The 25,645-nt window shown below is 46.0% G+C and carries 24 protein-coding genes; 10 read left to right on the top strand and 14 right to left on the bottom strand.

Annotated elements, in window-relative coordinates:
* Positions 1–7: 7 nt before the first annotated feature.
* The 5 genes from QUA90_RS16065 to QUA90_RS16045 all read right to left on the bottom strand — a co-directional run bounded on the left by QUA90_RS16065 (position 8) and on the right by QUA90_RS16045 (position 5,298).
* Complete coding sequence (locus QUA90_RS16065) at positions 8–1,774, bottom strand: NACHT C-terminal helical domain 2-containing protein (protein ID WP_333325532.1); 1,767 nt, start codon at positions 1,772–1,774, stop codon at positions 8–10.
* 351 nt (positions 1,775–2,125) lie between these two features.
* Positions 2,126–2,818 (bottom strand): hypothetical protein, encoded by a 693-nt coding sequence (locus tag QUA90_RS16060; protein ID WP_333325535.1) that lies wholly within the window; start codon positions 2,816–2,818, stop codon positions 2,126–2,128.
* A 151-nt stretch (positions 2,819–2,969) separates the two neighbouring features.
* Positions 2,970–3,641, bottom strand: a complete 672-nt coding sequence (locus tag QUA90_RS16055; protein ID WP_333325537.1) for a hypothetical protein — start codon at positions 3,639–3,641, stop codon at positions 2,970–2,972.
* 38 nt (positions 3,642–3,679) lie between these two features.
* Positions 3,680–4,453 carry a PP2C family serine/threonine-protein phosphatase gene (locus QUA90_RS16050; protein WP_333080290.1) on the bottom strand — a complete coding sequence of 258 codons (774 nt, stop codon included), beginning with the start codon at positions 4,451–4,453 and terminating at the stop codon, positions 3,680–3,682.
* 182 nt (positions 4,454–4,635) lie between these two features.
* Entirely contained in the window at positions 4,636–5,298 is a 663-nt protein-coding gene (locus tag QUA90_RS16045; RefSeq protein WP_333080292.1) for a VWA domain-containing protein, read from the bottom strand.
* A 244-nt stretch (positions 5,299–5,542) separates the two neighbouring features.
* Between QUA90_RS16045 and QUA90_RS16040 the strand changes: the two genes are divergently transcribed.
* Together QUA90_RS16040 and QUA90_RS16035 are read left to right on the top strand one after the other, a co-directional pair.
* Positions 5,543–6,145 carry a Uma2 family endonuclease gene (locus QUA90_RS16040; RefSeq protein WP_333446487.1) on the top strand — a complete coding sequence of 201 codons (603 nt, stop codon included), beginning with the start codon at positions 5,543–5,545 and terminating at the stop codon, positions 6,143–6,145.
* Positions 6,146–6,197: 52 nt separating this feature from the next.
* Positions 6,198–6,452 (top strand): DUF6737 family protein, encoded by a 255-nt coding sequence (locus QUA90_RS16035; protein WP_333046688.1) that lies wholly within the window; start codon positions 6,198–6,200, stop codon positions 6,450–6,452.
* Between the two features lie 393 nt (positions 6,453–6,845).
* Here the strand turns inward: QUA90_RS16035 and carB are convergent, their stop codons facing one another.
* The 3 genes from carB to QUA90_RS16020 all read right to left on the bottom strand — a co-directional run bounded on the left by carB (position 6,846) and on the right by QUA90_RS16020 (position 11,249).
* Positions 6,846–10,157, bottom strand: coding sequence for a carbamoyl-phosphate synthase large subunit (carB, locus tag QUA90_RS16030; RefSeq protein WP_333446489.1), 3,312 nt, complete (start codon positions 10,155–10,157; stop codon positions 6,846–6,848).
* 516 nt (positions 10,158–10,673) lie between these two features.
* Complete coding sequence (locus QUA90_RS16025) at positions 10,674–10,913, bottom strand: hypothetical protein (RefSeq protein ID WP_333446484.1); 240 nt, start codon at positions 10,911–10,913, stop codon at positions 10,674–10,676.
* A 120-nt stretch (positions 10,914–11,033) separates the two neighbouring features.
* Positions 11,034–11,249 (bottom strand): hypothetical protein, encoded by a 216-nt coding sequence (locus tag QUA90_RS16020; RefSeq protein ID WP_333325548.1) that lies wholly within the window; start codon positions 11,247–11,249, stop codon positions 11,034–11,036.
* A 218-nt stretch (positions 11,250–11,467) separates the two neighbouring features.
* On the opposite strand from QUA90_RS16020, the gene QUA90_RS16015 reads away from it, so the two are divergent.
* From QUA90_RS16015 to QUA90_RS16000, 4 genes are all read left to right on the top strand, one after another.
* Positions 11,468–11,725, top strand: a complete 258-nt coding sequence (locus tag QUA90_RS16015) for a hypothetical protein (RefSeq protein ID WP_172192361.1) — start codon at positions 11,468–11,470, stop codon at positions 11,723–11,725.
* On the top strand, positions 11,718–12,941 hold the full coding sequence (locus QUA90_RS16010; protein WP_333389497.1) for a murein transglycosylase A: 1,224 nt from the start codon (positions 11,718–11,720) through the stop codon (positions 12,939–12,941). Before QUA90_RS16015 ends, QUA90_RS16010 begins: the two co-directional genes overlap by 8 nt.
* Before the next feature lie 152 nt (positions 12,942–13,093).
* Positions 13,094–13,816, top strand: coding sequence for a tetratricopeptide repeat protein (locus tag QUA90_RS16005; protein ID WP_333389495.1), 723 nt, complete (start codon positions 13,094–13,096; stop codon positions 13,814–13,816).
* Positions 13,817–14,040: 224 nt separating this feature from the next.
* Complete coding sequence (locus QUA90_RS16000) at positions 14,041–14,928, top strand: ROK family protein (protein ID WP_333446483.1); 888 nt, start codon at positions 14,041–14,043, stop codon at positions 14,926–14,928.
* Positions 14,929–15,119: 191 nt separating this feature from the next.
* Here the strand turns inward: QUA90_RS16000 and QUA90_RS15995 are convergent, their stop codons facing one another.
* The 4 genes from QUA90_RS15995 to QUA90_RS15980 all read right to left on the bottom strand — a co-directional run bounded on the left by QUA90_RS15995 (position 15,120) and on the right by QUA90_RS15980 (position 19,069).
* On the bottom strand, positions 15,120–15,542 hold the full coding sequence (locus tag QUA90_RS15995) for a hypothetical protein (RefSeq protein ID WP_015174977.1): 423 nt from the start codon (positions 15,540–15,542) through the stop codon (positions 15,120–15,122).
* A gap of 477 nt (positions 15,543–16,019) precedes the next feature.
* Entirely contained in the window at positions 16,020–17,678 is a 1,659-nt protein-coding gene (locus tag QUA90_RS15990) for a CTP synthase (protein WP_333325560.1), read from the bottom strand.
* A gap of 279 nt (positions 17,679–17,957) precedes the next feature.
* Entirely contained in the window at positions 17,958–18,881 is a 924-nt protein-coding gene (locus QUA90_RS15985; protein ID WP_333325562.1) for an Rpn family recombination-promoting nuclease/putative transposase, read from the bottom strand.
* A 50-nt stretch (positions 18,882–18,931) separates the two neighbouring features.
* Positions 18,932–19,069, bottom strand: coding sequence for a hypothetical protein (locus tag QUA90_RS15980; protein ID WP_333325564.1), 138 nt, complete (start codon positions 19,067–19,069; stop codon positions 18,932–18,934).
* A gap of 113 nt (positions 19,070–19,182) precedes the next feature.
* Between QUA90_RS15980 and QUA90_RS15975 the strand changes: the two genes are divergently transcribed.
* The 3 genes from QUA90_RS15975 (at position 19,183) to cutA (ending at position 23,234) form a co-directional block, all read left to right on the top strand.
* Positions 19,183–21,726, top strand: a complete 2,544-nt coding sequence (locus QUA90_RS15975; RefSeq protein ID WP_333325566.1) for a VIT domain-containing protein — start codon at positions 19,183–19,185, stop codon at positions 21,724–21,726.
* Between the two features lie 253 nt (positions 21,727–21,979).
* Positions 21,980–22,876 (top strand): pentapeptide repeat-containing protein, encoded by an 897-nt coding sequence (locus tag QUA90_RS15970; protein WP_333325568.1) that lies wholly within the window; start codon positions 21,980–21,982, stop codon positions 22,874–22,876.
* A 37-nt stretch (positions 22,877–22,913) separates the two neighbouring features.
* On the top strand, positions 22,914–23,234 hold the full coding sequence (cutA, locus tag QUA90_RS15965) for a divalent-cation tolerance protein CutA (RefSeq protein ID WP_333325652.1): 321 nt from the start codon (positions 22,914–22,916) through the stop codon (positions 23,232–23,234).
* A gap of 67 nt (positions 23,235–23,301) precedes the next feature.
* On the opposite strand, the gene QUA90_RS15960 is transcribed toward cutA, so the two are convergent.
* Together QUA90_RS15960 and QUA90_RS15955 are read right to left on the bottom strand one after the other, a co-directional pair.
* Positions 23,302–23,841, bottom strand: coding sequence for a DUF2231 domain-containing protein (locus QUA90_RS15960; RefSeq protein ID WP_333080316.1), 540 nt, complete (start codon positions 23,839–23,841; stop codon positions 23,302–23,304).
* Positions 23,842–23,892: 51 nt separating this feature from the next.
* A complete protein-coding gene (locus tag QUA90_RS15955) occupies positions 23,893–24,171 on the bottom strand; it encodes a hypothetical protein (RefSeq protein WP_333080318.1) in 279 nt (92 codons plus the stop codon).
* Between the two features lie 210 nt (positions 24,172–24,381).
* Between QUA90_RS15955 and QUA90_RS15950 the strand changes: the two genes are divergently transcribed.
* Entirely contained in the window at positions 24,382–25,632 is a 1,251-nt protein-coding gene (locus QUA90_RS15950) for an FAD-binding oxidoreductase (RefSeq protein ID WP_333325572.1), read from the top strand.
* Positions 25,633–25,645 lie beyond the last annotated feature (13 nt).

Below are 25,645 nucleotides of genomic sequence, written 5' to 3'. Positions count from 1 at the left end.
ATCCAAATTAAATATGAACCAGCTTCAAATCCACCGACAATAACAACATTTTATCCTCAATTTTTTGTCTGACCGCCGGTGTCACCTGACAATTATCGCTGTTGAGGCATTCCACCAGCAAGTTGTGGGCATAGTAATACTGTTGCAGCAAAGTTTTCTGTTGGGGGCCCAAATATAAATTGTAGCCGATCGCAGTTTTGAATTTTGCCAGCCAACTGCAACCGCACTCTTTGCGCCACTTTTTCCAGTTTTGCAAATCTGGCATCTCAGTCTGAAATTGTGCCAGCAATTGTTTAAGTTCTGGTTCAATATCCAGCGCCCAAATGCCAACCAAGATACACGCCACATCCTCATTATCAAAAGCCAATTTCAGAGACTCATCAACCTCCGCAAATTCTACATTTTTTCCAGCCTTTCCCAAACAATTCCGCAACTGGCGAACTTTCGATATATCAAACTTCAGACTCGGATCGAGGACACGAGTCAAAGCCAAATCGAGCACGCAAACTAAGGCAACATAAAAAGCGCGGATTTCCGCCGGTTTTAAATTCCTTTGCACTAACTGAGACTTGTGATTTGCCCAGCTTAGCAACTGCTGCAAAGTTTCATCTTTAGCCACCATACTGTCTAATTTTTGTTGCATCAGCAGCAAAAGTTCGTCAGCAGGTTGCAAAATGCTGACAACTCTCACAAATTCATTTTTCCACTTTTTGTCTGTAATCCGGCTGACCAATTCTGGCAGCGATTCCGGGTTCGCACTGTCAATCACATATTCTGGTTGAGTTTCGCTTTCCTCTAGCAGTTCGTCAACTGCGGTTTTGATAAAGTTATCCACCAACCAGTCGCGGGTACGCGAGAAATTGCTTTCCAACTCTAGGTAATGACTGCCTAATTTAGCCTTAAAGTCTTTGGGAAAAATCTCTTTGGCCACTAACATATTTTTCCAGCGAGTTAGCTGGCTGGCGTTGCGTTCGGGAAAGCGGTTGTACAAATAGTCGATCGCGATCGCATCTAGAATATCCGCGCCCAGGATTTCCCGGCGTTTCACCTCGTTTTCGGGCCCTATTTGTCGCCGCCCAGTTAGATCCCCATGCTGCCCAACATTTGGTTCAATCAAGTGCTGAATCAGCCAGTTTCCCCCACGGAAAAAATCGCGATCAAACTCCAAGTAAATCGCGCCAAACAAAGCTTCACAAGTCTCCGAAAAAACTCTATTGTACTCGCTTTCTTCTGTTTCTTTCTCATTCCATACGCCCCAACTGAGTTCGTTTAATTTCAGTTTTTGTGCAAAATCCGCAAGTTTTTTGGGTTCTGCAAAACGAGGTTTTAAGGTTGAGATAGCATTGGGATCGACTTGTGGATATTCGCGGTACAGGTAATCGCTAACAACCGCACCGAAAATCGCTCCCCCTAAGAGTGACAGGCGTTTGTACTTAACCTCTTGCCAAGCGGGAGACTCCTCCGGGCGATCGGAGTAATAGCTGGTAGAATAACGGCAATTTAAGGCAATTTCCAGCAGTTTTGTCTGCTGAAAGCTGGGAATGTCGAGCGCTGCTTTGACTGCTTCAATATCTACATTATGTTTAATTCGCTCTAATTCTTCTTCACATTTACCCCACTTTTCCAACCAATCACCGCCCGCATCTTCCACATACAAATCTACAAAATCTACCCCGTAATTCATCCATTCATCCTGCATTTTTCTGGCTGCTTCCAGTTCTTCCCAGACTTTTTGCAAGTTATTTTCAACGGTATGTGTACCTTGTACTGTCATAGTATTTGATTTTGATGTAATTAGATTTTATTTCCAACAATTTCACCGCAATTAAATCAAATCTCAATTCAATTTAGGCCGAGTTGCTAGTTATTTCACCCGATTTATTGCTGCGGTAAATGTTCCCATTGCTTAGCCTTCGTATCAAGCACCTCTTGCCAGTGTCTGGCAAACCCCTCCCGGAGACAGAAAAGGAGAGGAAAAAGCTTGGTCTGTTTTCCCTTTTCCAGAAGCAGGCTGGGGGTTAGGTTTTTGGCTTTGTCGAAAATTGTGCAATATGTGAGTTAGTCAAATTTTTTTTTCACCAAGTTTTTAGCAGTCGAACTATTCTCAGCAGCAGATATGCTTGATTTACGGGAACTTGAGGTAACGACCTGCGGGCAAATTATCACTATTATATAATGCAATGTTAACTAACTGATTCAGGAAATTTGCATCGTTTTTATCATAACTTAAAAATAATCCTCTGTCAATCCCCCAATCTTGAAGAGTTTGTTGCCAATTCTGATATTTTTGTTCAGAGAATTCATCCGAAAGAGTTGTGACTTGAATGCAGAGGGGCTGCTGTTGGCGGCTGCTAACGATCGAATCGGTTGCCATAGAAAGATCTGCAACATATCGATACAAAACAGTGCCTTGGCGATCGACAATTCGGGCTGCGATCGCACGAATCACGATATCATCACCCGGATCGAATTTGCCGGCCTTGAGTTTTTGTTTCCATATATAAAATTTGCGATCGTTTTCGCTCAGCCATTTAGGAAATAGATAGCTGTACCAATACCTTTCCCCCGGAGTCATTAACTCAAACGCGGCTTGCTGTTCTCTTTCCGAAGGTAGAGATTGAACTGCCAGCCAAACCTGAGAATCTCGGATAAGCTGCAGCAAAAAAGCCATCACAAATTTTTTAGCCGTTAGCGAACCGGGTTTAACATCTTTCACCCAGCGATTGATTTCATCCAATCTTCTCGCCAAACTCGGATCTATTAGATCTGCGTCGCTAATTAGGGAGTTGAGCTGATCCTTAATCTCTTGTGCTTGCAAATGACGACCTACTGTACACACTAAAGCAGAATTGTTGACACCTCGATTTTATTATAGAACCGCGCCAAATTTTCACCGCTGATGAGACCGCGCTAACAATTTTTGTGGGGTAGGTATCCTGACAGCCCTTGACTTGATTTGTAGGAGATGTCTATTTAATAGTTGCTGCCGATTCCCGCAGGCGCAGGTACAATAAAACCAAATAAACATTCATCAACGGTGAGGCTAAAAATCCGAGTACATTACCCACAAGCTGAGATGCTAGCAAATTTCCCGTCGAACTGATTAATATGAGAATCAAAACTATTGGCACAAAAGCCACCAAAACTATCAGAAAATACGATCGAAATACTAACCACCAGCGCCCTTTTGTTAATTCCCAACTGCTACTAATACTGTCCAGCGCCGAAGAGTTATCAATGACGGTAGCGTAAAATGAAAACATTAAGCGATATGATACATAAAGCCCGGGAATTATTAGTGCAATGCAGCCAGCAAGCACCAGCAGCAAACACATAATATAAGCCCCAAGGAGTTGCAGCAATCTTCTGTTTGCTTGATTGAAAGCCTGACCCACAGTTACGGGATTTTTTGTCAAACTTCGGTAAGTGTAGAAAATCATGGCTCCCGACAACAAAGGAATTGCCACGAACCAGTAGATAATATTGAAAGCAACACCTGCTGAACCTAGCTTGCCCAAACTATTGAGCGCGGCAAATATCAAACTGGGAGAGTTGATTATCAACAGGGGAGCGTATATAGGCCCCGTAGTAGCAAATGTTTCTCGCAACAAGCTTCTGGCACTAATTCGTGGATCTGTCATAATTTTTTATCCGCTTTTTGTAAGTGGAGTTGAACAGACTAAACATTGCTCGAAAAAGTTGCTAACAATAATGTTAAGTCATCATCGGTGCGTTCGGAAACACGGGGCGATCGCAAAAATGACTCTAACTGCTGTTTCGCATCTTCCTCTTCTTTCCACTCCCCAGAAAACCGAAACAAAGGCGCAAAAAACGGCCCATGTGGCGTGCCTTCTGGGATTTTGAGCGCTAGCATTTGTAAGCCGTCGGAAAATACGGCTAAATGCCGTAGTTTTTCCCGAAGTACCTGAAATTGCGCTGTTTCTATCGCATTCGGCGAAATCAAAAAGATAGTTTCGTTGATGTATTCCCCGCAGGGAGGTACAGTCAGGGCGATCGCATTTCCTGCACTATCACCTGCTACCGCCGCACCGTCGCCGATTTGAGCAACTGCGATTAATTCCGGCGTAGCAACAACCGCAATTAAAGTGCAGGCTAAATCTCTCGCAGCCACTTCCCGCAATGTCGCTTCTGCTTCCACCTGCGCCCGCGCAACTTGCAGTGATGCTGTCAAGAATACCTGCCACTCGTCGTCATTTTGAGGCAGCCTTTCCTGTTGCTGGCAAATCGTTTCAACAACCGCTTCCACAGCAATTTTTGCCCCAACTTCTGCGAGTGCTGCGGAGCCCGCACCATCGGCAACCGCTGCCGCTAAAACACCGTTTGGCAAGAGACGCCAGCAGTGGGCATCTTGACAAGGCTGCGATCTTTTTTCGTGGCTCGTACCTATCACCGATGCCGCTACAACTTGCCAATTAAAGGATGAATTCTGCATTAATAACTCTTTAACTCAAAACTTCGTAAATTCACAACTATGCAAAGTCTGGACGGGTTTATTTATCCCTAATTAGGTAGGGCGATGCACACCACACCTTACTTATTATGTAGAGCTATGCACACCGCACTTACCGCTGCTCACTTACTAATGACCAATGATCAATGAGCAATGACTAATACCTAAACAGTTCCCCATCCGGGTGGTGGCAATGCTACTTGTTCATCAATTTTTGAGTGAGAAACTCTCTGCATACTAGCCGAAAGCCAGATGAACATCTCTCTAAAGTCTAGTCCTCTCAATTTTACAGGCGTGCGCTCGACAATTTGCGCCAGACGGGTGATATTAGCACCTTCCACTCCGACTGCAAAAAATGCTACGCGCTTATTAATTTCTTCCTCTTTAATCCGCTGTGCTGCTATTTCCACAACATCGTCTGATTCACCTTGAGGTTCGCCGTCGGTAATCATAAATACCCACGGGCGGTAGTAGGTAATGCCGTTGTTGCGGTATTCGGATTTGCGGGCCGCAATGGTATCTAATGCTAGCTGAATCCCTGCGCCCATGTGGGTTTGTCCTTGAGCTGTCAGCAGTGGCGTCTCGAACTGGTCGGCGGTCACGAAGTCTTGCACGACCTTGATATGATTGTCAAATGAAATAATCGCGACTTCGACTCGCTTTTTAGCTAGTTCGTCTTTAATTAGGTCATTCCTAAAAATTTCCAGCCCCTCATTCAAGGCATCTATGGGTGCGCCTTGCATGGAGCCGGAGGTGTCCAGCAGGAGGACGCAGGGACAGCGCGGCTCTGGGTTTTCGGCAAATTCTACGGCTTCGTCTAGTCTCATGGTTCGGGGTTGACCTGGGAGTGGCTCGATTTCTAGGTTTGTTACTTTACTGTATCAAGTCAGTAACAAAATTAAGTGCAAATTGCTAGGGCGATCGCATTTTACCATTTACGTGAATCGATTTTTTATTTTTGATTGTATATTTTAGATTTGAGAATTGGATGTCTGCCGTCACAAAAACAAATTTCTTCCGGCCTGTGGTAATATAGACTAATAGTATTACTGCAAAATAAGGATAAATCTTATGATTGCAACAGTCACACAGAAATTAACCTTTGACCAATTCCTTGTAGAATGTCCAGAAGATGGACTCTATGAACTGGTAAACGGAGAAATTGTAGAGATGAATGCCACCCGAAATCATGATGATGTTGCTAATTTCCTGTTATTTGGCTTCAATGATGAAATCCGGCGACTAAATTTGAATTATGTAGTCAACACTACAACCGTTATCAGAACTGTAAGTAAAGGCGGAATCGAACAAGGGCGGAGACCGGATGTCAGCGTAATCGATCGCGATTTGTGGCGATCGAACCGTTCTGCTTATTCTGCCTTACGAGAACCAATCCAACTGGCAGTGGAAGTAACATCAACAAATTGGGAGGACGATTATATAGACAAATTGGACGAGTATCGGCGCCTCGGAGTTCCTGAGTATTGGATTGTTGATTATTTAGCAATTGGCAGCAGGGAATTTCTGGGAAATCCCAAAGTACCAACTGTATTTGTCCACCTTTTGGATGCAGAGGGCAACTATCAAAGAAGCGCGTTTAAAGGCAGCGAACGAATTGTGTCCCGGACTTTTTCCGAATTAACGCTGACAGCAGAAGAGGTGATGAATGTTTAACTTCGGTTAATCCAGCTAGCCAGACTATTCTCCATAAACAAGCACTGAAAATATGAAATCTATTTCTGATAAAAAACTTTCTAATCAAAAAGCTATTAGTCCTTGGAGTTACAAACCTTGGTGGTGCCAGCCTTGGTCGATTCTTTTAACTGGTACTAGCCTGATTAGTGGTAGTTGGTTTTTATTAAAAACTGTTTGGATAACTGTTTTAGTCGCGATTCCTTTATTAGCTTGGATGGGTTTTTTCTTGTTAGTTTGGCCGAGGTTGATGCTGTCTAGCGGAGTTTTGGATTCCGATGCAGATTAGGTTTTGGTGGCGCGCACCTTATTTTTACCGCTTAACCCCAAATACCGCCAGGGGTTTAAACCCCTGGCTAATAGCCAAAGTCCTCTAAAAGAGGACTAAATACAGCGTATTTGATGAAGTACACCCCAGAAACCGGGTTTCTTTAGAGTTCTCGCATCATTACTGATTCTGTTCCAGAAACCCGGTTGATCGCGATCTACATCTACATGGAATATGCTGTAATTCATTAGTCCTCTTTTAGAGGACTTCAGCTTTGAGGCAGGGGTTTAAACCCCTGCCGGACTCTGGGTGTTGCCTTAAATTGAGACCGATAGTTTGGGCGGTGCGCGGCCTGCACCCTACGTGGTGGGTAAGGTGCGCGCTGCACACCCTAAACATAGAGTGTTTCGCCCTCTAGGCTTGCGGGTAATAGTCTTGAATTGCTTTTACTTCCATCGGGTGGGATTTGAGCGATCGAATTCCCGCTGCTGTCGCTTTGGCACCGGCTATTGTGGTAATAATCGGGATTTTGTAAGTCAAAGCTGTGCGGCGGATAAAGATGCCGTCGGCGCGGGATTCTTCGCCGGAAGGCGTGGTGATAATTAGTTGAATTTTCTCATTCTTGATCGAATCCAACAAATTAGGCCGCCCTTCGTGCAGTTTCAATTCCAAATCTACCTCTAAACCTTGCTCTCGCAAAACTTTGCGTGTCCCGTGAGTTGCAACTACTCGGAAACCCAATTCTAAGAATTCCTTGACAACGGGTACAACTGCTAGTTTGTCCCGATCGCGCATCGAAACCAAAACGGTTCCCAACAGCGGCATCATTTGTCCAGCACCTAATTGAGCTTTGGCAAAGGCTTTGCCAAAATCGGTGTCAATTCCCATGACTTCGCCGGTCGATCGCATTTCTGGCCCTAACAAGGTATCAGTTCCCGGGAACTTCGCAAAGGGCAATACAGCTTCTTTTACCGAAACATGAGTGGGTATAATCTCTTCAGTAAAACCCAAAGCTTCTAGAGTTTTGCCAGACATGACTCGCGAGGCCATTTTTGCTAAGGGAACTCCGATCGCCTTGGACACAAAAGGCACTGTTCGAGAAGCTCGGGGATTAGCTTCCAAGATGAAAACTTGTTCCCCTTGAACAGCAAATTGAATATTCATCAACCCGATTACTTTCAGGGATTTTGCTAATTCTACAGTCCAGCGGCGGATTGTTGCCAAAGCTGCGTCAGAAAGCGTTTGGTAAGGGATAGAACAAGCAGAGTCGCCGGAGTGGATTCCCGCTTCCTCGATGTGCTCCATAATACCGCCGATCGTCACATTGCCCGTAACATCGGCGATCGCATCGACATCCACCTCGATCGCATTCTCCAAAAACTTATCAATTAAAATCGGATGATCGGGCTCTACCAGCACGGCATAGGTCATGTAACGTTCCAATTCCGTATCGGAATAAACAATTTCCATGGCTCGCCCGCCTAATACGTAACTCGGTCGCACCACTACCGGATAACCGATCCGTTGAGCTACTATTAAAGCATCCTCAAAACTACGCGCTAGACCATTAGCAGCTTGCTGAATATCCAATTCCCGCAGAATCTTTTCAAATCGCTCCCTGTCTTCAGCAGTATCAATGGAATCCGGCGAAGTTCCCCAGATTTTTGTTTGTACATCGGGGTGATTTTCCAGAGCTTTTTGTAAAGGCAGCGCCAACTTCAGCGGCGTTTGCCCGCCAAACTGAATAATTATTCCCTCGGGATTTTCGGCTTCGATGATGTTGAGAACATCTTCTTTTGTTAGCGGTTCAAAATACAGGCGATCGCTCGTATCATAATCCGTCGAAACCGTCTCCGGGTTCGAGTTGACCATAATGGTCTCAAAGCCGTCTTCTCCTAGGGAATAGGAAGCATGACAGCAGCAGTAATCAAACTCAATTCCCTGTCCGATTCGGTTCGGCCCGCCACCTAAAATCATCACTTTTCGTTTGGTAGAAGGCAAAACTTCCGACTCCGGCGCGAGACTGTGGCCCACAGGCGAAATTTTCTTTTCTTCATCGCCCAATTCCCAAATTGCCGCTCCCGCTTCGTAGGTGGAATAATAATACGGTGTAAACGCTTCAAATTCAGCGGCACAGGTATCGACTGTTTTGTAAATCGGAATTACGCCTAACTGTTTGCGGTAAGCGCGGACTTGATCTTCCGATGTTTTGGTGGCGTAAGCAATTTGGCGATCGCTAAAACCCAACTGCTTTACTTCAAACATTGTCTCTTTTGTCAACTGTTCCAAACGCGTTCGTTTCAAGAACTTCTCAGTTTCCAGCAATTCCTGCATTTTATCCAAAAACCAAGGGTCGATTGCTGTGAACTCGAAGATATCTTCCACCGACATTCCCATCATCATCGCGTGGCGAACTGTAAAAATGCGATCGGGATTTGGCGTCCGCAATCCGGCGCGAATTTGTTCCAAACTCGGCAACTTTTCTGGTTTGTCGCACCCGAAACCTGCGCGGCCTGTTTCCAATCCCCGCAAGGCTTTTTGGAAGGATTCGTTGAAGCTGCGCCCGATCGCCATTACCTCCCCAACAGACTTCATTTGCGTTGTCAAAGTTGGTTCGGAACCGGGGAACTTTTCAAAGGCAAATCGGGGAATCTTCGTCACTACGTAGTCAATTGTCGGTTCAAAAGACGCCGGAGTTTTCTTGGTAATATCGTTGGAAATTTCGTCTAGGCTGTAACCTACCGCTAATTTTGCCGCCATTTTTGCAATGGGGAAACCAGTTGCTTTCGAGGCCAAGGCCGAGGAACGGGAAACCCGAGGATTCATTTCAATAACGATGAAATCTCCGTTGACAGGATTGACGGCAAATTGAATATTGGAACCGCCGGTTTCAACTCCGATTTCGCGAATAATTTTCACCGAAGCATCCCGCAGGCGCTGATATTCTTTGTCTGTGAGAGTTTGCGCCGGGGCAACGGTGATAGAATCGCCCGTGTGGACGCCCATCGGGTCGAGATTCTCGATCGAACAAATAATCACCACATTATCTGCCAAATCTCGCATTACTTCTAGTTCGTACTCTTTCCAACCAATCAAAGATTGTTCGATCAAAATTTGGGATACTGGACTGGCGTCAATCCCGCCTTGTGCCATTTCTTCAAACTCTTCTTGATTGTAAGAAATGCCACCTCCCGTGCCTCCCATTGTAAAAGCAGGGCGAATAATTAACGGATAACTGCCGATTTGGTGACCAATTGCTTTGGCTTCGTCGAGAGTGTTGGCAATTCCCGAAGGGCAAACTGCGACCCCAATTCGCGCCATCGCTTCCTTAAATAATAGCCGATCTTCTGCCATTTCAATTGCTGGCAACTTAGCACCAATCAACTCGACGTTGTATTTTTCTAAAACGCCATTTTTAGCGACTGCAACTGCTAAATTTAGCGCAGTTTGACCGCCCATTGTCGGTAAAATTGCTTGAGGTCTTTCTTTAGCGATGATTTGTTCGAGGATGGCTGGCGTTAGAGGTTCGATGTAAATGCGATCGGCAGTTTCCGGATCGGTCATAATCGTTGCAGGGTTGGAATTCACCAACACTACTTCAAAACCTTCTTCTCGCAAAGCTTTGCAAGCTTGTGTTCCTGAATAGTCAAATTCGCACGCTTGACCGATAACAATTGGGCCGGAACCAATGAGAAGAATTTTTTTTAAGTCTTGACGACGGGGCATAGGTTCGTAATTAGTAATTGGACAAGGTGGAGGATTAATTTGATATTTTGCCTCAGTCTTAGAAACAGGCTTTCTAAGCTGTTCCCCCCAAAGCTTACTCAAAATAGTGCAAGTTTTGTTGTTAATTTGAAATTGTGCACCATTATCAGCATTTTGGAAGCAGAACCTCGCAACTCCGGCTGACAGACACCCCCAGCTAACCCGAAATATTGATGAGAAAAGGGTGCAGTCGATCGGTAAATCAAGACTATTTTAAGTGTTGCGGTCAAATCGTGTTCTAAAATACACAATCCCTGTATTCCGCCGGATTAATCATTGTAGAGACTTCAGCCAAGGCGTGTCCTGACTGTGGGGAACGGATAAAATTAACGGGGTTGGATGATGAAATTTCCCGTAGCACAGGCGAGGGCCCGACGCCATCGCCCTCCGAGGATTTGACAATCCGAGCTCCAGCCATGTAGGTGCGACGATGGAGGACACGGCATTGCCGTGTCTCTAGCGTATTTCAGCCTATTGTTAAGCTTTGCGCGATCGGCGAATGAGTACACTTATAAATTGTCCCGGCTTTGCACCTCGCTGTGGTGGGGTCCAATCCCCGACTTGGGCAAATCCCAGTCGGTACAAGGTGTGGATGGTGTCTAACACGGCTGCGCGGGAACCGACAACCGTTATCCGCACGACTTCCTGTTCCGATACTGCTGAGTCGTCATTTGGACGCGCGGACAAGTTATCGTCAGGTACGAATTCCTGTGACATAATATGGTCTCCTGGTTTTTGGTTTTCTAGGAAAACCCCAAAACCCAGCCGCCCCGCACGTTAACACAGAGCAGGGCGGCTACAGAGAGTGTTAAAATTCTCCATTAGCCTCCATACTGCTTACTCAGTTTGGCGGTTAGCTGTCCATTGCTGTTGGTAGCAGCTTTGGGCAGTGCAACTAGATTTTTGAGCGACGTGGGCTGCTTCCTCTTTGAGCAAAGCAGCCTTAATTTCACAGCGTAGCCGCATAGGGGGGCCGCCGTCAATCAATTTATGATTTTGGATTTTAGATTGAGATTTTTCTCCAACACCTCTCGCACTCTCCCCCTCTCGCACTCTTCCCCTCTCCCTCAATCCAAGCTACTAGATGAGGGAATGCGCCGAGGAAGAGGTAAAATATGGAATCGTTCCAAAAGCTTAAAATCAAAAATCTAAAATACAGATATGCCTAGAACACAAGTGCGAATATTCCGTGCACCTGCTGCTTGATGACAACCACATCAATTTTAGATTTTAGATTTTAGATTGTCCTCCAACAACTCTTCCTATCTCCTATGCCTAGAACTCCCAGCGAATATTCCGTGCACCTGCTGCTTGAAGGCGGCCACCGCGAAGAAGTGCGTTTCGCAACGCTGCAAGATTTTCAAAAGTGGTACAGCAGTACGCTGGTGCCGAAACAAGATTCAAGAGAATTTCTTAACGTCCCGATTAAAAATATTCAAGGCGAATACATGGTAGTTCGGCCTACCAGCGTTCTAGCAATTCGCGTAGAACCGATATTTACTTCTAGTGTCGAACGATACGATGAATAAGGAAAATAATCAATTGAGTAGGGAAAATTGGAAATTGAGCAAGATTTTTCGCTATCAGCTATTAGCGCTCGCCTGTTGCGTTTTGGCGACCGCTTTTTCGGTGCCTGCAGTTGCAGTTCCGTCGCTGCAACCAATTAGTATAAATCAATTGCAAGCGAGTGAATTGGAGTCGATCGCCTTTGACGCTCAAATCTGGGGCGAAAATGGCAAACCGGGCGATAAAGAATTGCTGTTAAGGTCGATCGACAACAGCCTCCGCTATCTCAATACATCGGCCGCCGCCACTGCTTACAGTCGCTATCCAGTAGCAGGAGTTACGCGCGATCGAGTTCGGCGTTCTCTCGATCGATTTCGCCAATTAGTTGTCAGTTCCACAACCCCGGCACAACTTCAGGAATCGGTCAAGCGCGAATTTGTCTTTTACAAATCCACGGGCAAAGACGGCAAAGGAACAGTCGCATTTACAGGTTATTTCGAGCCGACTTACGCAGCATCTCGCACGCCGAATTCCGAATACCGTTATCCCCTGTACCGGATGCCGCCAAACATGGCATCTTGGCCGAAACCTCACCCGACAAGATTGCAATTAGAAGGCGAAGATGCTTTGCAGGCAAGTAAAGGATTGCTGCGGGGATTAGAATTAGTTTGGTTGCGCGATCGATTCCAAGCATTTCTCGTCCACGTCCAAGGTTCTGCGAGATTGCAGCTAACAGATGGTAGCGTGATGACCGTCGGTTTTGCAGGCAAAACCAGTCACAGTTATACAGGTGTCGGGCGAGAATTAGTTAAAGACGGAAAGTTTACTTTAGAAGAGTTAAATTTGCCGAAACTAAAGGAATATTTCACCAACTTTCCCGCAGATATGAACAAATATTTGCCGAAAAATGAAAGCTTTGTATTCTTCCGGGATACTAATGGAGTTCCAGCCACAGGAAGCATTGGAGTGCCAGTAACTGCCGAAAGGTCGATCGCCACCGATAAAGCTTTAATGCCCCCCGGTGCACTAGCATTAATTAGTACAAAACTCCCTTATCCGAATGCGGCGGGACAACTAGAACAAAACGCCGTGAATCGGTACGTTTTGGATCAAGATACCGGCGGTGCAATCAAAGGCGCGGGGAGAGTTGACGTATTTATGGGAACGGGAGATTTAGCGGGCGATCGGGCCGGTTTTATCAACTCAACAGGAGAACTGTATTATCCGCTTTTAAAGTAGATTAATTCTACTTTATATGATTGTTTGCTGTGGGTCGAATCCCGGACACGGCACGGCGCCGTGTCCATACAGATATCGCCGGCAATCAATATGTAATCTATTTTTGATAATTGCTATAAAATAGAAAATACCCCACCCTCCCAACGTCACAAATGCTAAACAAAATTCTGCAATTCTTCAAACGACTAATTCAGCGAATATTCGGATACCCAACCCCACCCACCCCACCGCCGGGAAATACCGCCATCCGCCCAACCTTAACTGACGCTGAATACGAGTCGAAATTCATGGAAATCCTCGAAGGGGTGAATGCCGGCTGGAGTCGCGGGGATGTAGCGGGATTCTTAATCGCAAAACGCCTTAAAGATGGTGAATTGGCGGCTTGGTTGCGACGGTTCGGGACTCGATTGTTAGAGGGGGAAAACCTGCAGGGCGGGCACGGGGGCACCGCCCCTACGGATGCTGTGGCATCGCTTCAGGAATTGGCGCAGCGGCTGGTATTGTTAGGTAGAATTGGCAGCGGGGAATTGTCAGAGGTGGCGAGGCAAATTGGGCGGGAGATATTGACACGGTTTCCGCTGCCGGAGGTTGAGGAGGAGGATACAAAGGGGAGGGTGATTGAGGCGGTGTTTGTTGGGGATGGTTGGGGTTTTTCTGGGGAAGTGAACCGCACAGGCGCTGAGGCTGCGGAGGCAGAATCGGAAGTTAATGTAGATGCTGAGGCGTGGTGCGATCGAGGTAATGAGCAGTATAATTTAGGAAGATTTGAGGAGGCGATCGCATCTTATAACCAGGCAATTGCTCTCAAACCCGACTATCACGATGCTTTGCACAACCGAGAGGTAGCACAACGTAAGTTAGGCGAAATTAAATAGGCGAACTGGCTTTTGTATACAATTTTTACTAGGTATTGCGAGCGACATGATACTATTAAAAATTAAGGGTCGTTTTCGGAACCAATTATCATACATTTAAAAGAGAAGTTTGAGGACTGAAGTCCTCACTACAAACTTAATTTGTAAGCTGTGCTAGGGACACATACAATAGGTTTATACTATTAAAATTAGTCCTAAATTATTGCATCCAAAATCCCAATCGAATGACACAAGTAATCGGCATTGACTTAGGCGGAACCGCAATTAAACTCGGCAGATTTAACGAAGACGGCATTTGTTATCAATCCTTAACTGTTCCAACTCCTCAACCGGCAACGCCAGAAGCCGTTTTAGCCGCGATGACCGATGCTATTTTACAACTGAATCCGGTCGAAAATGCTGTAAGTGCGATCGGCATCGGCACTCCAGGCCCCGCAGACGCCGCCGGCCGCATAGCCAGAGTAGCAATTAACCTCAAAAACTGGCATAACGTCCCCCTAGCTGACTGGGTGGAAGCTAAAACCGGACTGCCGACAATATTAGCAAATGATGCCAACTGTGCCGGATTGGGAGAAGCTTGGTTGGGTGCAGGAAGGCACTTTAAAGACCTAATTTTAATCACTTTAGGTACAGGAGTCGGCGGTGCAGTTATCTTAGACGGCAAACTATTTGTAGGTCATCAAGGCGCGGCTGGAGAACTAGGATTGATTACTATAAATCCCGACGGCCCGGAGTGCAACAGCGGCAATCGCGGTTCTTTAGAACAGTATGTTTCGGTGCAAGCCATTCGCCGGGAAACGGGTTTGGAACCTATAGAATTAGCAAATTTAGCTAAGTCTGGAGATGCCCAAGCTTTAGAATTTTGGCAAAATTACGGGCGCTATCTGGGTATCGGTTTGGCAAGTCTCATTTATATTTTGACGCCGGAAGCTATTATTATCGGTGGTGGAATTAGTGCAGGTGCAGAATTTTTCTTGCCGCAGGTTCGAGAAGAAATTGAGCAACGTGTACTGCCGAGTTCTCGCGAAGATTTACAGTTATTGGTGGCTGAATTGGGCAATCAAGCAGGCATGGTAGGGGCAGCAAAATTAGCTTGGCAGCTTGTTCAATAGTTAAAATTTAAAAAATCAGCGCATTTTACTGCGCTTTTTTAATATCTAAAATTAGGGTGCAACCTAAGCACTTTAGATCAAAAAAAATAAAATGAATGTGAGGAGTTACTAAACATAGTCTCCGTTCATCCTTCATTGTTCATGCTTCTAACTAATGACTAATGACTAACGACTAATGACTAATTACTGCTTCATGGCAGAGATTGTCCAGTCGTATTTTTAATGTATTCCTGAATTTCTTGATAAGTTTCCGGGTTGCTTTGGCGGAGGATAATAATATTAGTTGCGCTGTCAGGCAGGCAAAAGCTTAGCCGACCGTTCTGTTCGCAAGCAAAAGAGCTAATTCGACTCATATCGATCGCAAATTCTTTGCGGTCATAATGAATTTTAATCCACGAACCTCTCGAATTGCGATCAATGGTTTTTTTGAGGTAATCGAGAACTTGCTTGTAAGCCTCATAATTGCCTTGGGGATTGAGGATAATCGGCTGACTGCTATTAGGCAGCCAAAAGGTGAGACGCTTGTTATCCAGTTCGCTAGAAAAAGCACTAATAGTGTCAAGGTCAATTATGTATGTACTTTTCTCATAAGTAATTTTGCTCCAATAAGCCACAAAGCCTCCTCAAACCTGTGTTTCCTGGTATTTTAGGATAGTTTGACAACTCCTACCATTTTAGATTTTAGATTGTAGATTTTAGATTGGGCATGACTGATGACTATCTGGGTTGGGAAGTTGCCTAAACTTGCATTCTTTTGGGAAACTGGTATCACCCTTGAAATCCGTAAAAAGTTAAGTAAAAATATCAGATTTTTACCTTCTGCCTTCTGCCTTCTGCCTTCTGCCTTCTGCCTTCTCCCTTGCGGTACTAGCCCCCCAGCCCTAGTATAGGGGTTGGGGGGTGAGGTCTTTCACTCGTTGAGAATGCTGCCCGATATCTAGTCCGATAAGTGCGACCCCTATCAAATCCTATTGGTCTGTTGGGCGGGTTTTGTAATGTCCATTGTCGGGGCGATTTGAATATTGTCTACTCTGAACCGCCCCTACAGACATCTAATATATCAGAACTAATCGATCGCACATGATATCAGATCAGTTTGCGACAACTTTCCCGGCCACCAAGTCGCGACCCTCATCTTCTAAAACATCCTGCTTTCCCTGGATGCTAGCTGCCTGGATAAACCCTTGAAACAATGGGTGGGGGGTGCTAGGTCGAGATTGGAATTCGGGGTGAAATTGACTGGCTATGAAAAAAGGATGGTTGGGCAATTCGATCATTTCTACCAATCGGCCGTCTGGAGATGTACCGGAGACGGCATAACCTGATTCTAAGAAAAGATTGCGGTAGGCGTTGTTGAATTCGTACCGATGGCGGTGCCGCTCGTAAATCACTTCTTTCTGATAAAGTTTGAAAGCTAGCGTGTCTGGGTTGACACGGCACGGATACAAACCCAGTCGCATTGTACCGCCCAAATCGACTACATCTTGCTGTTCTGGCAATAAATTAATTACCGGATTTGCTGTATCCGGGTCAAATTCAGCGCTGTTGGCATCTTTGAGTTGAGCGGTGTTGCGCGCCCATTCAATCACAGCACACTGCATCCCCAAACACAATCCCAAAAATGGAATTTTGTTGTGTTTAGCATATTCGATCGCGGCTATTTTGCCGTCAACTCCCCGAACCCCAAAACCTCCCGGTACAAGAATGCCGTTGATATCTTTGAGATAATTATCGAGGTTTCCCGATTCTAAATCTTCTGAGTTAATCCAGTGCAAATTCAGGTCGCAGCCGATGGCAATTGCCGCGTGCCGCAAAGCTTCAACCACCGAAAGATAAGCATCGTTCAACCGCACGTATTTACCAACTAAAGCAATATCAATTTTGTGATTTGGACTGTAAAGCCTGTTGACTAAAGTTTGCCACTGATGTAAATCTGGCTGGCGATGTTCCAGTTGCAGCAAATTGATGGTTTGTTCCGCCAAACCCTCCTGTTCCATCATCAGCGGCACTTCGTAGATACTTTTGGCATCTTGAGCGGTGATGACACATTCTTCGGGTACGTTGCAGAATTCCGACAATTTCTGTTTCATGCCCAAAGACAGCGGGCGATCGCACCGACAGACTAAAATATCTGGTTGAATGCCGATCGACCGCAATTCCTTCACCGAATGCTGAGTCGGTTTAGTTTTCATCTCCCCAGCCGAAGGAATCCAAGGTATCAGCGTGACGTGCATATACACAACATTTTGCCGGCCGACATCCTTGCGAAACTGGCGAATTGCCTCCAAAAATGGCAAAGATTCAATATCTCCCACCGTTCCGCCGATTTCCGTAATCACGACATCGGGATTAGTATTTTTGGCTACTCGGTGAATTCGCTCTTTAATCTCATTAGTGATATGCGGAATCACCTGCACCGTGCTCCCCTGATACTCGCCCCGGCGTTCTTTGTTGATCACCGCTTGATAAATGGAACCCGTGGTGACGCTATTGAGGCGAGACATGGAAGTATCGGTAAAACGCTCGTAGTGCCCCAAATCCAGGTCAGTTTCTGCACCGTCTTCCGTCACGAAAACTTCTCCGTGCTGAAACGGGCTCAGAGTGCCGGGGTCAACGTTAATATATGGGTCTAGCTTCAAAATCGAGACAGAATAGTCCCGCGACTTCAATAGGCGGCCCAAGGAAGCACCGACAATACCCTTGCCGATGCTGGAAACCACGCCGCCAGTCACAAACACAAATTTGCTCATAGGATTTTCGACTTTAGATGTTTCTGTTTCTAGTTAAGGTAACACTCAACTCTAAGAGCTAAAATCAAAAATTGTCCAGCAGTGTTTGACCATTTATCAAATACGGCTGGGGATAGGACGAGTGGCCCACGACCTCGATCGGGCGGTTTGCAGGGGTTTTGAGCTGGTGGGCCAATTTCAAAACGGTTGATTGTTCATCAGTGCGCTTTGGGCTGATGAACAATCAAGGGCGATCGATCTTCTGAGAAAACCACCTTCACCCAGGCTTTTTTCCCTTCCTCACAAATATGTCTGTAACCGATCTGTCACATCTGACACACTGGCCAACTCTAAAACTGCCTCTCCTAAATTCTCTAATTGTTCAGCGGATAACTGACTGATGCGAGTTTGAATCTCCGACGACAACGGACCGACACGGCGCTCCAACAGCCGCACAACTAGCTCCAACTTTCCTTGTTTGATGCCTTGTTCGAGGCCTTGTTCGATGCCAATTCTGGTAGCTTTGGTAATTGCACCGCGCTGGTCTTGAATGAAAATTTCTCGCCTTTCTAAATCTTCCAATTCATCAGGATCGAGATTCGCTTCATTCGCAATTGCAAAAGCCTGCCGCAGTTCCGGCACATTTCCCAACTCTTCGGGAACCGACCGTAAAATTTGAGCAGTTTTCATGAAATATATCCACTTATCTGTCAGCGTTTCTAACTCCTGTAATGTCTTGTCAAATTTTGGCAACTCAACAAACACAAGTTCAAATTCATCAGCTAGATAGTCGGTTAAAAAAGTTTTTTCTTTGAAAACAAAGCGCGAAATCACTGTTTCCAAATGCTCAAACATTTGAAAATCGGTAATCGTCAGAGCAATCACAGGGTTTAACAAGCTGTAACGGCTTCCTGTGGTTAGCTGCATCGAATAAGCTTTAGTGGCATTGTATAAAATCCGCTTCTCGAATGACTCTACATTCAATACTTGCATTTCAATAATTACCGTTTTGTTGCCATCAATTTTAGCTTTGACATCCAAGTAAGTATCTTTGACTCCTTTGATTTTTGGAGCTAAATAAGGGTCAATAATTTCTAAGTCTTCGATGACTGGCTGTGCTTCGTAGAGCATGGCATTTAAGAAACTAATCAAAATGTCCTTACTCTCAGCAGACCCGAAGATTTTTTTAAAGGCAAAGTCGGTTTTGGGATTGATAAAATTCATGGCAATTTCAATTTATTAGAGCTTGAGAAGTTGAGGTTAGAGTTATTTAATTATTTAACTATCATACAATCTTCTAGGTTGGGTTCGCGGACGATCGCCCCAACCGACCTCACCCCAATACGGATGGAAGCCCACAGCAGTCTAGACAAAAGTTCCAGTCCCCGATTAGCGCCTGTGGAGTCAATCAAAAATCAGCCCTACGCGCTCAGTCATTTTTCCCAAAAAGCTAACTCAGGAACGTTTCGGCAATGGTAAAGTCATGGTATACAAAGCACCTCAAGTCTGCTAAAAAAAAACAGCTATGAAGTTTGTCTGCCTTCTATCCCCTCAACGGTTGCTTTGTACTGGTATGGCATTGCTCGCTGCGATCCTCTTCGAGGGCTTCGCTAACGAGTGTAGCGCGTGGCTCGCTCCCAATGCAGCGCGAGCAAAAGATCCTGGGGAAAATTATTCGTCTGTGTCGCCGAAAATCCTCGCTAGTAACGATGTTAATTGCAATGGCGGACGATCGCCCAAAACTAGCTGTCGAGTCGGCGGTTTGTTCGTCAAAACTCCCAATACGACTCCAGAACAAGTCTTTCCTCTCAAGCAGACTGAAGTTAAAGCCAAAATAGCTGGCAATATCTCCCGCGTCGAAGTTGTTCAGAAGTTTGAAAATCCTTTTCCTGAATCTATAGAAGCTGTTTATGTATTTCCTTTGCCCGACGAAGCGGCGGTGGATGATATGGAAATTAAAATAGGCTCACGAATTATTAAAGCTGATATCAAACGCCGCGAGGAAGCTTTGGAAATTTACGAACAAGCCAGAAAGCAAGGCAGGACTGCGGGTTTGTTGGAACAAGAACGCGATAATATTTTTACTCAGTCTCTCGCTAATATCAAACCAGGAGAAAAAATTGAAGTTACTATTCGCTACACGGAAAGTCTCAAGTTTGCTGGCGGCGATTACGAATTTGTGTTTCCAATGGTGGTAGGGCCGCGCTATGTTTCGAGAAATTCGACCCCTCCCAACCCCCTGGGGGTTAATACCGACGCCGATCGCATTAACCCGCCTGTTTTGCCTCCGGGAACGCGATCTGGTCACAATATTGCTGTGTCGGTAGAAATAGATGCCGGAGTTGCGATCGGCGATGTCCGCTCTACTTCTCATCAAATTACAACTGACCGCAGCGGCAATATTGTGCAAGTCCAATTAGCCAATTCAGACACAATTCCCAATAAAGATTTAATTCTGCGCTATCGAGTCGCGGGCCAAAATACTCGGGCAACTATTTTGACTCAATCGGACAAGCGGGGCGGTCATTTTGCTACTTATATAATTCCGGCATTAAACTACAAAACTAATGAAATTGTACCTAAAGATGTCGTGTTTCTGATGGATTCTTCCGGTTCTCAACAGGGCGAACCGCTGGCAAAATCTAAGGAGTTGATGCGCCGCTTCATTCAAGGGCTCAATCCCAACGATACTTTTACTATTATTGATTTTGCAAACACTGCCAAAGCGCTTTCAACAACTCCTTTAGCAAATACTCCAGAAAATCGACAAAAAGCAATTAATTATATCGAAAAATTGCAGGCTAACGGTGGCAGTGAATTGTTTGACGGCATTCAAGCAGTGATGAATTTTCCGGCGGCGGCAACGGGAAGGCTGCGGAGTATTGTATTAATTACTGACGGTTACATTGGTAATGAAAATGAAGTGCTGGCTCTGGTTCAGCAGAGCCTGAAACCTGGAAATCGACTTTATAGTTTTGGTGTTGGCGGTTCGGTGAATCGGTTTTTGCTCAACCGTTTGGCGGAAGTGGGAAGAGGCACGTCTCAGGTAATTCGTCAAGATGAACCGTCGGCAGAAGCAGCAGAAAAGTTTTTTCGGGAAATTAATAGTCCGGTATTGACTAATATTCAAATTAGTTGGGAAGGAATGGGGGAAAAACCGCAGATTTATCCGATCGCGCCCCCAGACTTGTTTGCGAGTGGGCCATTGGTTTTGTTTGGCAAAAAGATCGATCGAGCCTCCGGCCAACTTCGCATCCGCGGCACTCTTGCGGGCGGCAAAACTTACGAGCAAGTTTTACCTGTTAATTTTGCTCAATCCGTCGGCGGGCGACAGCGGGAGTCAACTTCAGTCGCAGCAACGGCTACGGATTTTGGCAATCCGGCGGTAGCTCAACTTTGGGGGCGATCGCGCATTAAAGATTTAATGAACCAAATGTTTGGTGGCGAGACTCAATCTCTGGTGGAAGCTGTGACTAATACTGCTCTGACTTATCGGTTGCTTTCGGAATACACGGCTTTTGTGGCTGTGAGCGAAGAAGTGCGAGTCGAACCAGATGGATCTCGTCGCCGCGTGCAAGTGCCTGTGGAATTGCCGCAGGGTGTCAGCTATGAAGGTATTTTCGAGTCGGAGGGGGCAGAGCAAACTAGGGGCGGCACTCGCAGCGTTACCTCGACTCGCAACTCGGCACCGGTGAGTCCAGCTCCTGCTATGCCGCGGCAGCCCGGTTACGGTGAGTCGCAACGCCCGAAGCCTTTGGCTTCTCGCCTTCAAGTAGTTAGCGCCCAAGGGTTGGATGCCGGGGCGATCGCCACTTTGACTCAATACCTGCAATCGGTTAATCTCCCGGCGGGGGTTAGCGGTGAAACGGTGTGGGAGTTATTGGTACAAGACGGCCGCGTTGCCCGATTGGCGATCCTCTTCGAGGGCTTCGCTAACGACACTCAAACCTCGACGCTGCAAGCAACAGACGCTGTAGAGACTCTCAAGAGGGCCTTGAGTTCCTGGCAACCTCCTGCAGGATTCAAGGGCACGCTGCGCCTGAAGTTGCGAATTACGGTCGAGCCTTAAGCAACGAGTATCTATGTCAAGAAACATTAACTTTTAATTCAAAAATACCGAAAGCGCGATCGCTACCGCGAGGAAGATATAAAATCTTTATTAAGAGATTGCCTTTAAACAGAAAGTGATGTTAATGAAATTTATACCGTTTGAGGCAAATGCTAAAACAGTTTCCTTTCTGAAACAGTTTCCTTTCTGAAACAACCTTAACAGTAAAGATTTCTGGATCGAAACCCCCCAATCATAGAAGGTATGATGCCCTATGGAAGTTAGTGAACTGCTCAACAATTACGAAAAAGGAGAAAGAGACTTTACTGGAGCCGACCTCAGCGGGAAAGACCTCAGCGGAGCAATCTTAATCGGAGTCAACCTTTCGCGAGCTAATCTTTCCGGGGCGAACCTCAGCAGAGCGTTTCTCACCAAAGCAACACTCAAAGATGCACAGATGCAAAGAACAAATCTGACTTTTGCCAAAATGGGCGAAACCCAACTTTCGGGTGCAGATTTGACAAAAGCTAATTTGAGTGGAGCTTTTTTGGTAAAAGCAAAATTGCCCAGAGTAAAGTTAAGCGGCGCAACTTTAACTAGCGCCAACCTGCGGGGTGCTGTGTTGTGGAATGCCAATTTGTGCAGCGCCGACTTGCAATTAGTTAACTTACTGGGCGCGAATTTGACGGGTGCTAATTTTAAGTGGGCTAACCTTTACGGTGCAAGGCTCAATAGTGCAAAACTTTTTGGAGCTCAATTAACCGGAGTCAGTCTGCGGCGAGCGCAGTTGACAGGGGTGAATCTCTGCGGTGTAGATTTGAGTGGCGTTAACGTGAGTGAAGCTAAATTAATGGGAGCTAATTTGGAAGGCTCGAATTTGGCGGGGGCGAATTTCAGCGCGGCTCAGTTGCGTGGGGTAAAGTTGGCGGGTGCAAATTTAACCGGGGCTAAGTTGAGGGGAAGTTGTTTGAGAGGGGCAAATCTGAATTGGGCAAAGTTGTGTCAAGCAGATTTGATGGCGGCAGATTTGAGCGAGGCGACGTTAATAGGAACTAATTTAGATAATGCTTTGTTGGCGGGAGCTATTTTGCCCGAATCTACTAGGCGCTATTTTTCCTTAGCTGGGGCTGGCAGAGTCAATTCTTGGGAAGTTAATGAGATTAATGGTTGATTGTTGACTGATGACTGTTCACTGTTCACTGATGACTATGACAATTAATTTTGGGGTGGTGCTGGTAACTGTGGCATCGGAGCCGGAGGCGGAGAATCTGGCGAAATCTCTAGTTGAACACAAGCTGGCTGCTTGTGTGAGTTTGTCACCAATTCGCTCGATTTATAGTTGGCAAGGCGAGATTCATTCCGAGCCAGAGTGGCAGTTGGTGATTAAAACTGATTTGGCTAAATTTGAGGCTTTAAAAACAAAAGTTCAGGAACTCCATTCCTATGAAGTTCCCGAAATTATTGCTATTCCTATTATCGCTGGCAGCGATGCTTATCTCAATTGGCTGGGACAATCTTTAAGTTTGTAGTCAAGATTTTAGTCCTAAATTATCCAATGAAGAGGGACGGAATTCCATACTAAAAATGGTCAGAAACCTAGGAATTATGACTGGTAGGGCCGATGACGCCGATTTTGTGGCGAAAACTTAGTTCGCCGCCGAACCAGCCTGTAATGCCCAGCAAGGTTGCCACGACGATCGATATGGCTAAACCTGTGTATACGATCGGCTCAGCCGGATTTCCTTGTCGCAACAGCAAGTTAATCAGGGTAAGTACCATAACCGCCACATTGCCGCCCATGTGCAACCAACCGGCACTGCGATCGCGCACTCTTTTAACTTTGAAAAAATCTAAAAAGCCCGTGATTGCTGCCAAAATCCCCGCAGCAAAACCCACACCCATCAGCCAAAGCGAAGCTCTCGCCCAAAACGGATCGCTTGTGAGCCAATAACCGATGTCCGTGCCCGCGGCTCCTACTAAAAAGGCTACCGGAAAGATGACGATGATGGGGTGGATGGGATGGCCTGCAACTGAAAGCGTACTCGTAATGCCGGCGTCGCGATACTCTCTGTCGTCACTTTCTAGAATCGGCGGAATATTGGGATAAGGGGTACTATTTCTTTGATTTGTTTCCATGATTTCTAGCGATAAATTTTGTACAACAAAGCCGTTTTTATTGGATTGAACTTAATCCCAAATCCGTTCGCCATTTTCGTCAACGCGGGCCTGCCGAATTACGTCAGAAATTTCCTCGGCGTCTTTGACGTGGTGCAGGGCTTTCTTTTCCCCATCCGGTTCTTCTACGATCACATAAGTTGGAACTGTAACAACATCTCCCACGATGTCGGGTACGTGGTCTACCGCCAGTTGCTGCGCTTTTTCTTCAATGGTTTGGGGTTCGTCGGAAATACGATCGCCCGGATTGACAGTGCGCTCCATATCTCTGCCCGGTTTGTCGATACTCATAAAAACCTCTCTGGTATTTCTAATTTTTTGCTGACTCTAATTCCTACTATTGAACGAAAAATATCCCTGCACAAACATCTCCCGACGGGTGGAAGTTTCAGTTAGGGCGATCGCAGGCAGCCTCTTCCTGTAGGTAGAGGTTTTTCGATTTGTTCGGAAAAAACTAAGCTAAAATCTAAGCATGATATTTTCCTTCCCTTTGAGTTGCCCATGAAAAGTTACGATTGGATTGTTGTCGGCGGCGGCATTACTGGTGCGGCACTGAGTTACGAACTGGCAAAAAAAGGTTTTGCTGTGCTGCTTTTGGAACGAGATGCCACCATGCAAAATGCTACTCGTTTTAGTTATGGCGGCTTGGCTTATTGGTCAGGGACGACTGATTTAACTCGCCAATTGTGTCGGGAAGGTATTGAACGCCACCGCAATTTATCGGCCCAATTAGATGCTGAGACTGAGTTTCGCGAGTTGGATTTGTTGCTGACAATTGATGCGGGTACTGATGCCGAAAAAGTAGCGTCTAATTACGCGCATTTTGCGATTGTGCCGCAGCTTTTGAGTGTTGCAGAAGCTGGCGAGTTGGAACCTTTGCTGAATAAAAGTGCGATCGCCGGAGCTCTGACTGTGCGTCACGGTCACATTTCCCCGACTGCCACAAATAAAGCTTATTGTCAAGGGTTTCTGCGGTTGGGAGGAACTATAGAATTTGCTGAAGTAATTGGGTTTATAGAAGAGGGCAATCGGATTTCGGGAGTCAAGACGGCACAGGAAAGTTATACCTGCCAAAATACGGTTATTTGTGCTGGAGGTTGGAGTCGGAGTTTGCTGAAAGCCGCGGGTGTTTCTGTGGGAGTTTATTTTACTCGCACGGAGATTTTGGAAACTGCACCTGTGGATTTGAAACTCAGGACTTTGGTGATGCCTGCGGTATTAAAACGTTTTGAATTAGAAGCTAAATCTAGTAAAAATGAGGTGGATTTTCTTTGGGATGAACCTGGTAAAGAGTTGCTGCCACCGATTTTAGATTCGGGTGCAATTCAATTTAATGATGGGAGTTTGCGGATCGGGCAATTGTCGCGCACTTTGAGCGATTTGAATGCTAAAGTCGATCGCGAAACCAGCGAAACGGCAATTCGTGCAGGAATCGGCAAGGTTTTGCCTGATTTGGCAGGTTTACCGGCAAGTTGGCACGAGTGTAGTGTGGCCTTCAGCGCTGATAATTTGCCTGTAGTGGGGCCGATTGCCGATCGCCCTGGATTGCACGTTTTTTCGGGTCTCAGCAATCCTTTGACTATTGTACCTGCTTTGGCTGAGCGATTTGCGAAGGCGGCGGGGGGAGAAGAAGATAGGGCGATCGAACTTTTGTCTCCCAATAGATTTATCGCAGAAGGAAGTTCGGCAACGGATTCGCTCCACGGATGTAACGGATGTCAGGAAGAAGGAAGAAGGAAGAAGGATAGATGACTAATGACTAATG

This window comes from Microcoleus sp. D3_18_C4 (assembly GCF_036702355.1).
Taxonomy (GTDB): domain Bacteria; phylum Cyanobacteriota; class Cyanobacteriia; order Cyanobacteriales; family Microcoleaceae; genus Microcoleus.
The sequence above is the reverse complement of the archived record's forward strand: the minus strand, read 5'-3'. Positions and strand labels throughout refer to the sequence as shown.

Excerpts from the sequence above, each read along its gene's own strand:
- cutA (WP_333325652.1), top strand. The coding sequence starts at position 22,914 with ATGACAATTAATTTTGGGGTGGTGCTGGTAACTGTGGCATCGGAGCCG.
- QUA90_RS15950 (WP_333325572.1), top strand. The coding sequence starts at position 24,382 with ATGAAAAGTTACGATTGGATTGTTGTCGGCGGCGGCATTACTGGTGCG.
- QUA90_RS16000 (WP_333446483.1), top strand. The coding sequence starts at position 14,041 with ATGACACAAGTAATCGGCATTGACTTAGGCGGAACCGCAATTAAACTC.
- QUA90_RS16040 (WP_333446487.1), top strand. The coding sequence starts at position 5,543 with ATGATTGCAACAGTCACACAGAAATTAACCTTTGACCAATTCCTTGTA.
- QUA90_RS16010 (WP_333389497.1), top strand. The coding sequence starts at position 11,718 with ATGAATAAGGAAAATAATCAATTGAGTAGGGAAAATTGGAAATTGAGC.
- QUA90_RS15970 (WP_333325568.1), top strand. The coding sequence starts at position 21,980 with ATGGAAGTTAGTGAACTGCTCAACAATTACGAAAAAGGAGAAAGAGAC.
- QUA90_RS15985 (WP_333325562.1), bottom strand. The coding sequence starts at position 18,881 with ATGAATTTTATCAATCCCAAAACCGACTTTGCCTTTAAAAAAATCTTC.
- carB (WP_333446489.1), bottom strand. The coding sequence starts at position 10,157 with ATGCCCCGTCGTCAAGACTTAAAAAAAATTCTTCTCATTGGTTCCGGC.
- QUA90_RS16005 (WP_333389495.1), top strand. The coding sequence starts at position 13,094 with ATGCTAAACAAAATTCTGCAATTCTTCAAACGACTAATTCAGCGAATA.
- QUA90_RS16045 (WP_333080292.1), bottom strand. The coding sequence starts at position 5,298 with ATGAGACTAGACGAAGCCGTAGAATTTGCCGAAAACCCAGAGCCGCGC.
- QUA90_RS15955 (WP_333080318.1), bottom strand. The coding sequence starts at position 24,171 with ATGAGTATCGACAAACCGGGCAGAGATATGGAGCGCACTGTCAATCCG.
- QUA90_RS16025 (WP_333446484.1), bottom strand. The coding sequence starts at position 10,913 with ATGTCACAGGAATTCGTACCTGACGATAACTTGTCCGCGCGTCCAAAT.
- QUA90_RS15960 (WP_333080316.1), bottom strand. The coding sequence starts at position 23,841 with ATGGAAACAAATCAAAGAAATAGTACCCCTTATCCCAATATTCCGCCG.
- QUA90_RS16050 (WP_333080290.1), bottom strand. The coding sequence starts at position 4,453 with ATGCAGAATTCATCCTTTAATTGGCAAGTTGTAGCGGCATCGGTGATA.
- QUA90_RS16065 (WP_333325532.1), bottom strand. The coding sequence starts at position 1,774 with ATGACAGTACAAGGTACACATACCGTTGAAAATAACTTGCAAAAAGTC.
- QUA90_RS15975 (WP_333325566.1), top strand. The coding sequence starts at position 19,183 with ATGAAGTTTGTCTGCCTTCTATCCCCTCAACGGTTGCTTTGTACTGGT.
- QUA90_RS16055 (WP_333325537.1), bottom strand. The coding sequence starts at position 3,641 with ATGACAGATCCACGAATTAGTGCCAGAAGCTTGTTGCGAGAAACATTT.
- QUA90_RS16035 (WP_333046688.1), top strand. The coding sequence starts at position 6,198 with ATGAAATCTATTTCTGATAAAAAACTTTCTAATCAAAAAGCTATTAGT.
- QUA90_RS15990 (WP_333325560.1), bottom strand. The coding sequence starts at position 17,678 with ATGAGCAAATTTGTGTTTGTGACTGGCGGCGTGGTTTCCAGCATCGGC.
- QUA90_RS16015 (WP_172192361.1), top strand. The coding sequence starts at position 11,468 with ATGCCTAGAACTCCCAGCGAATATTCCGTGCACCTGCTGCTTGAAGGC.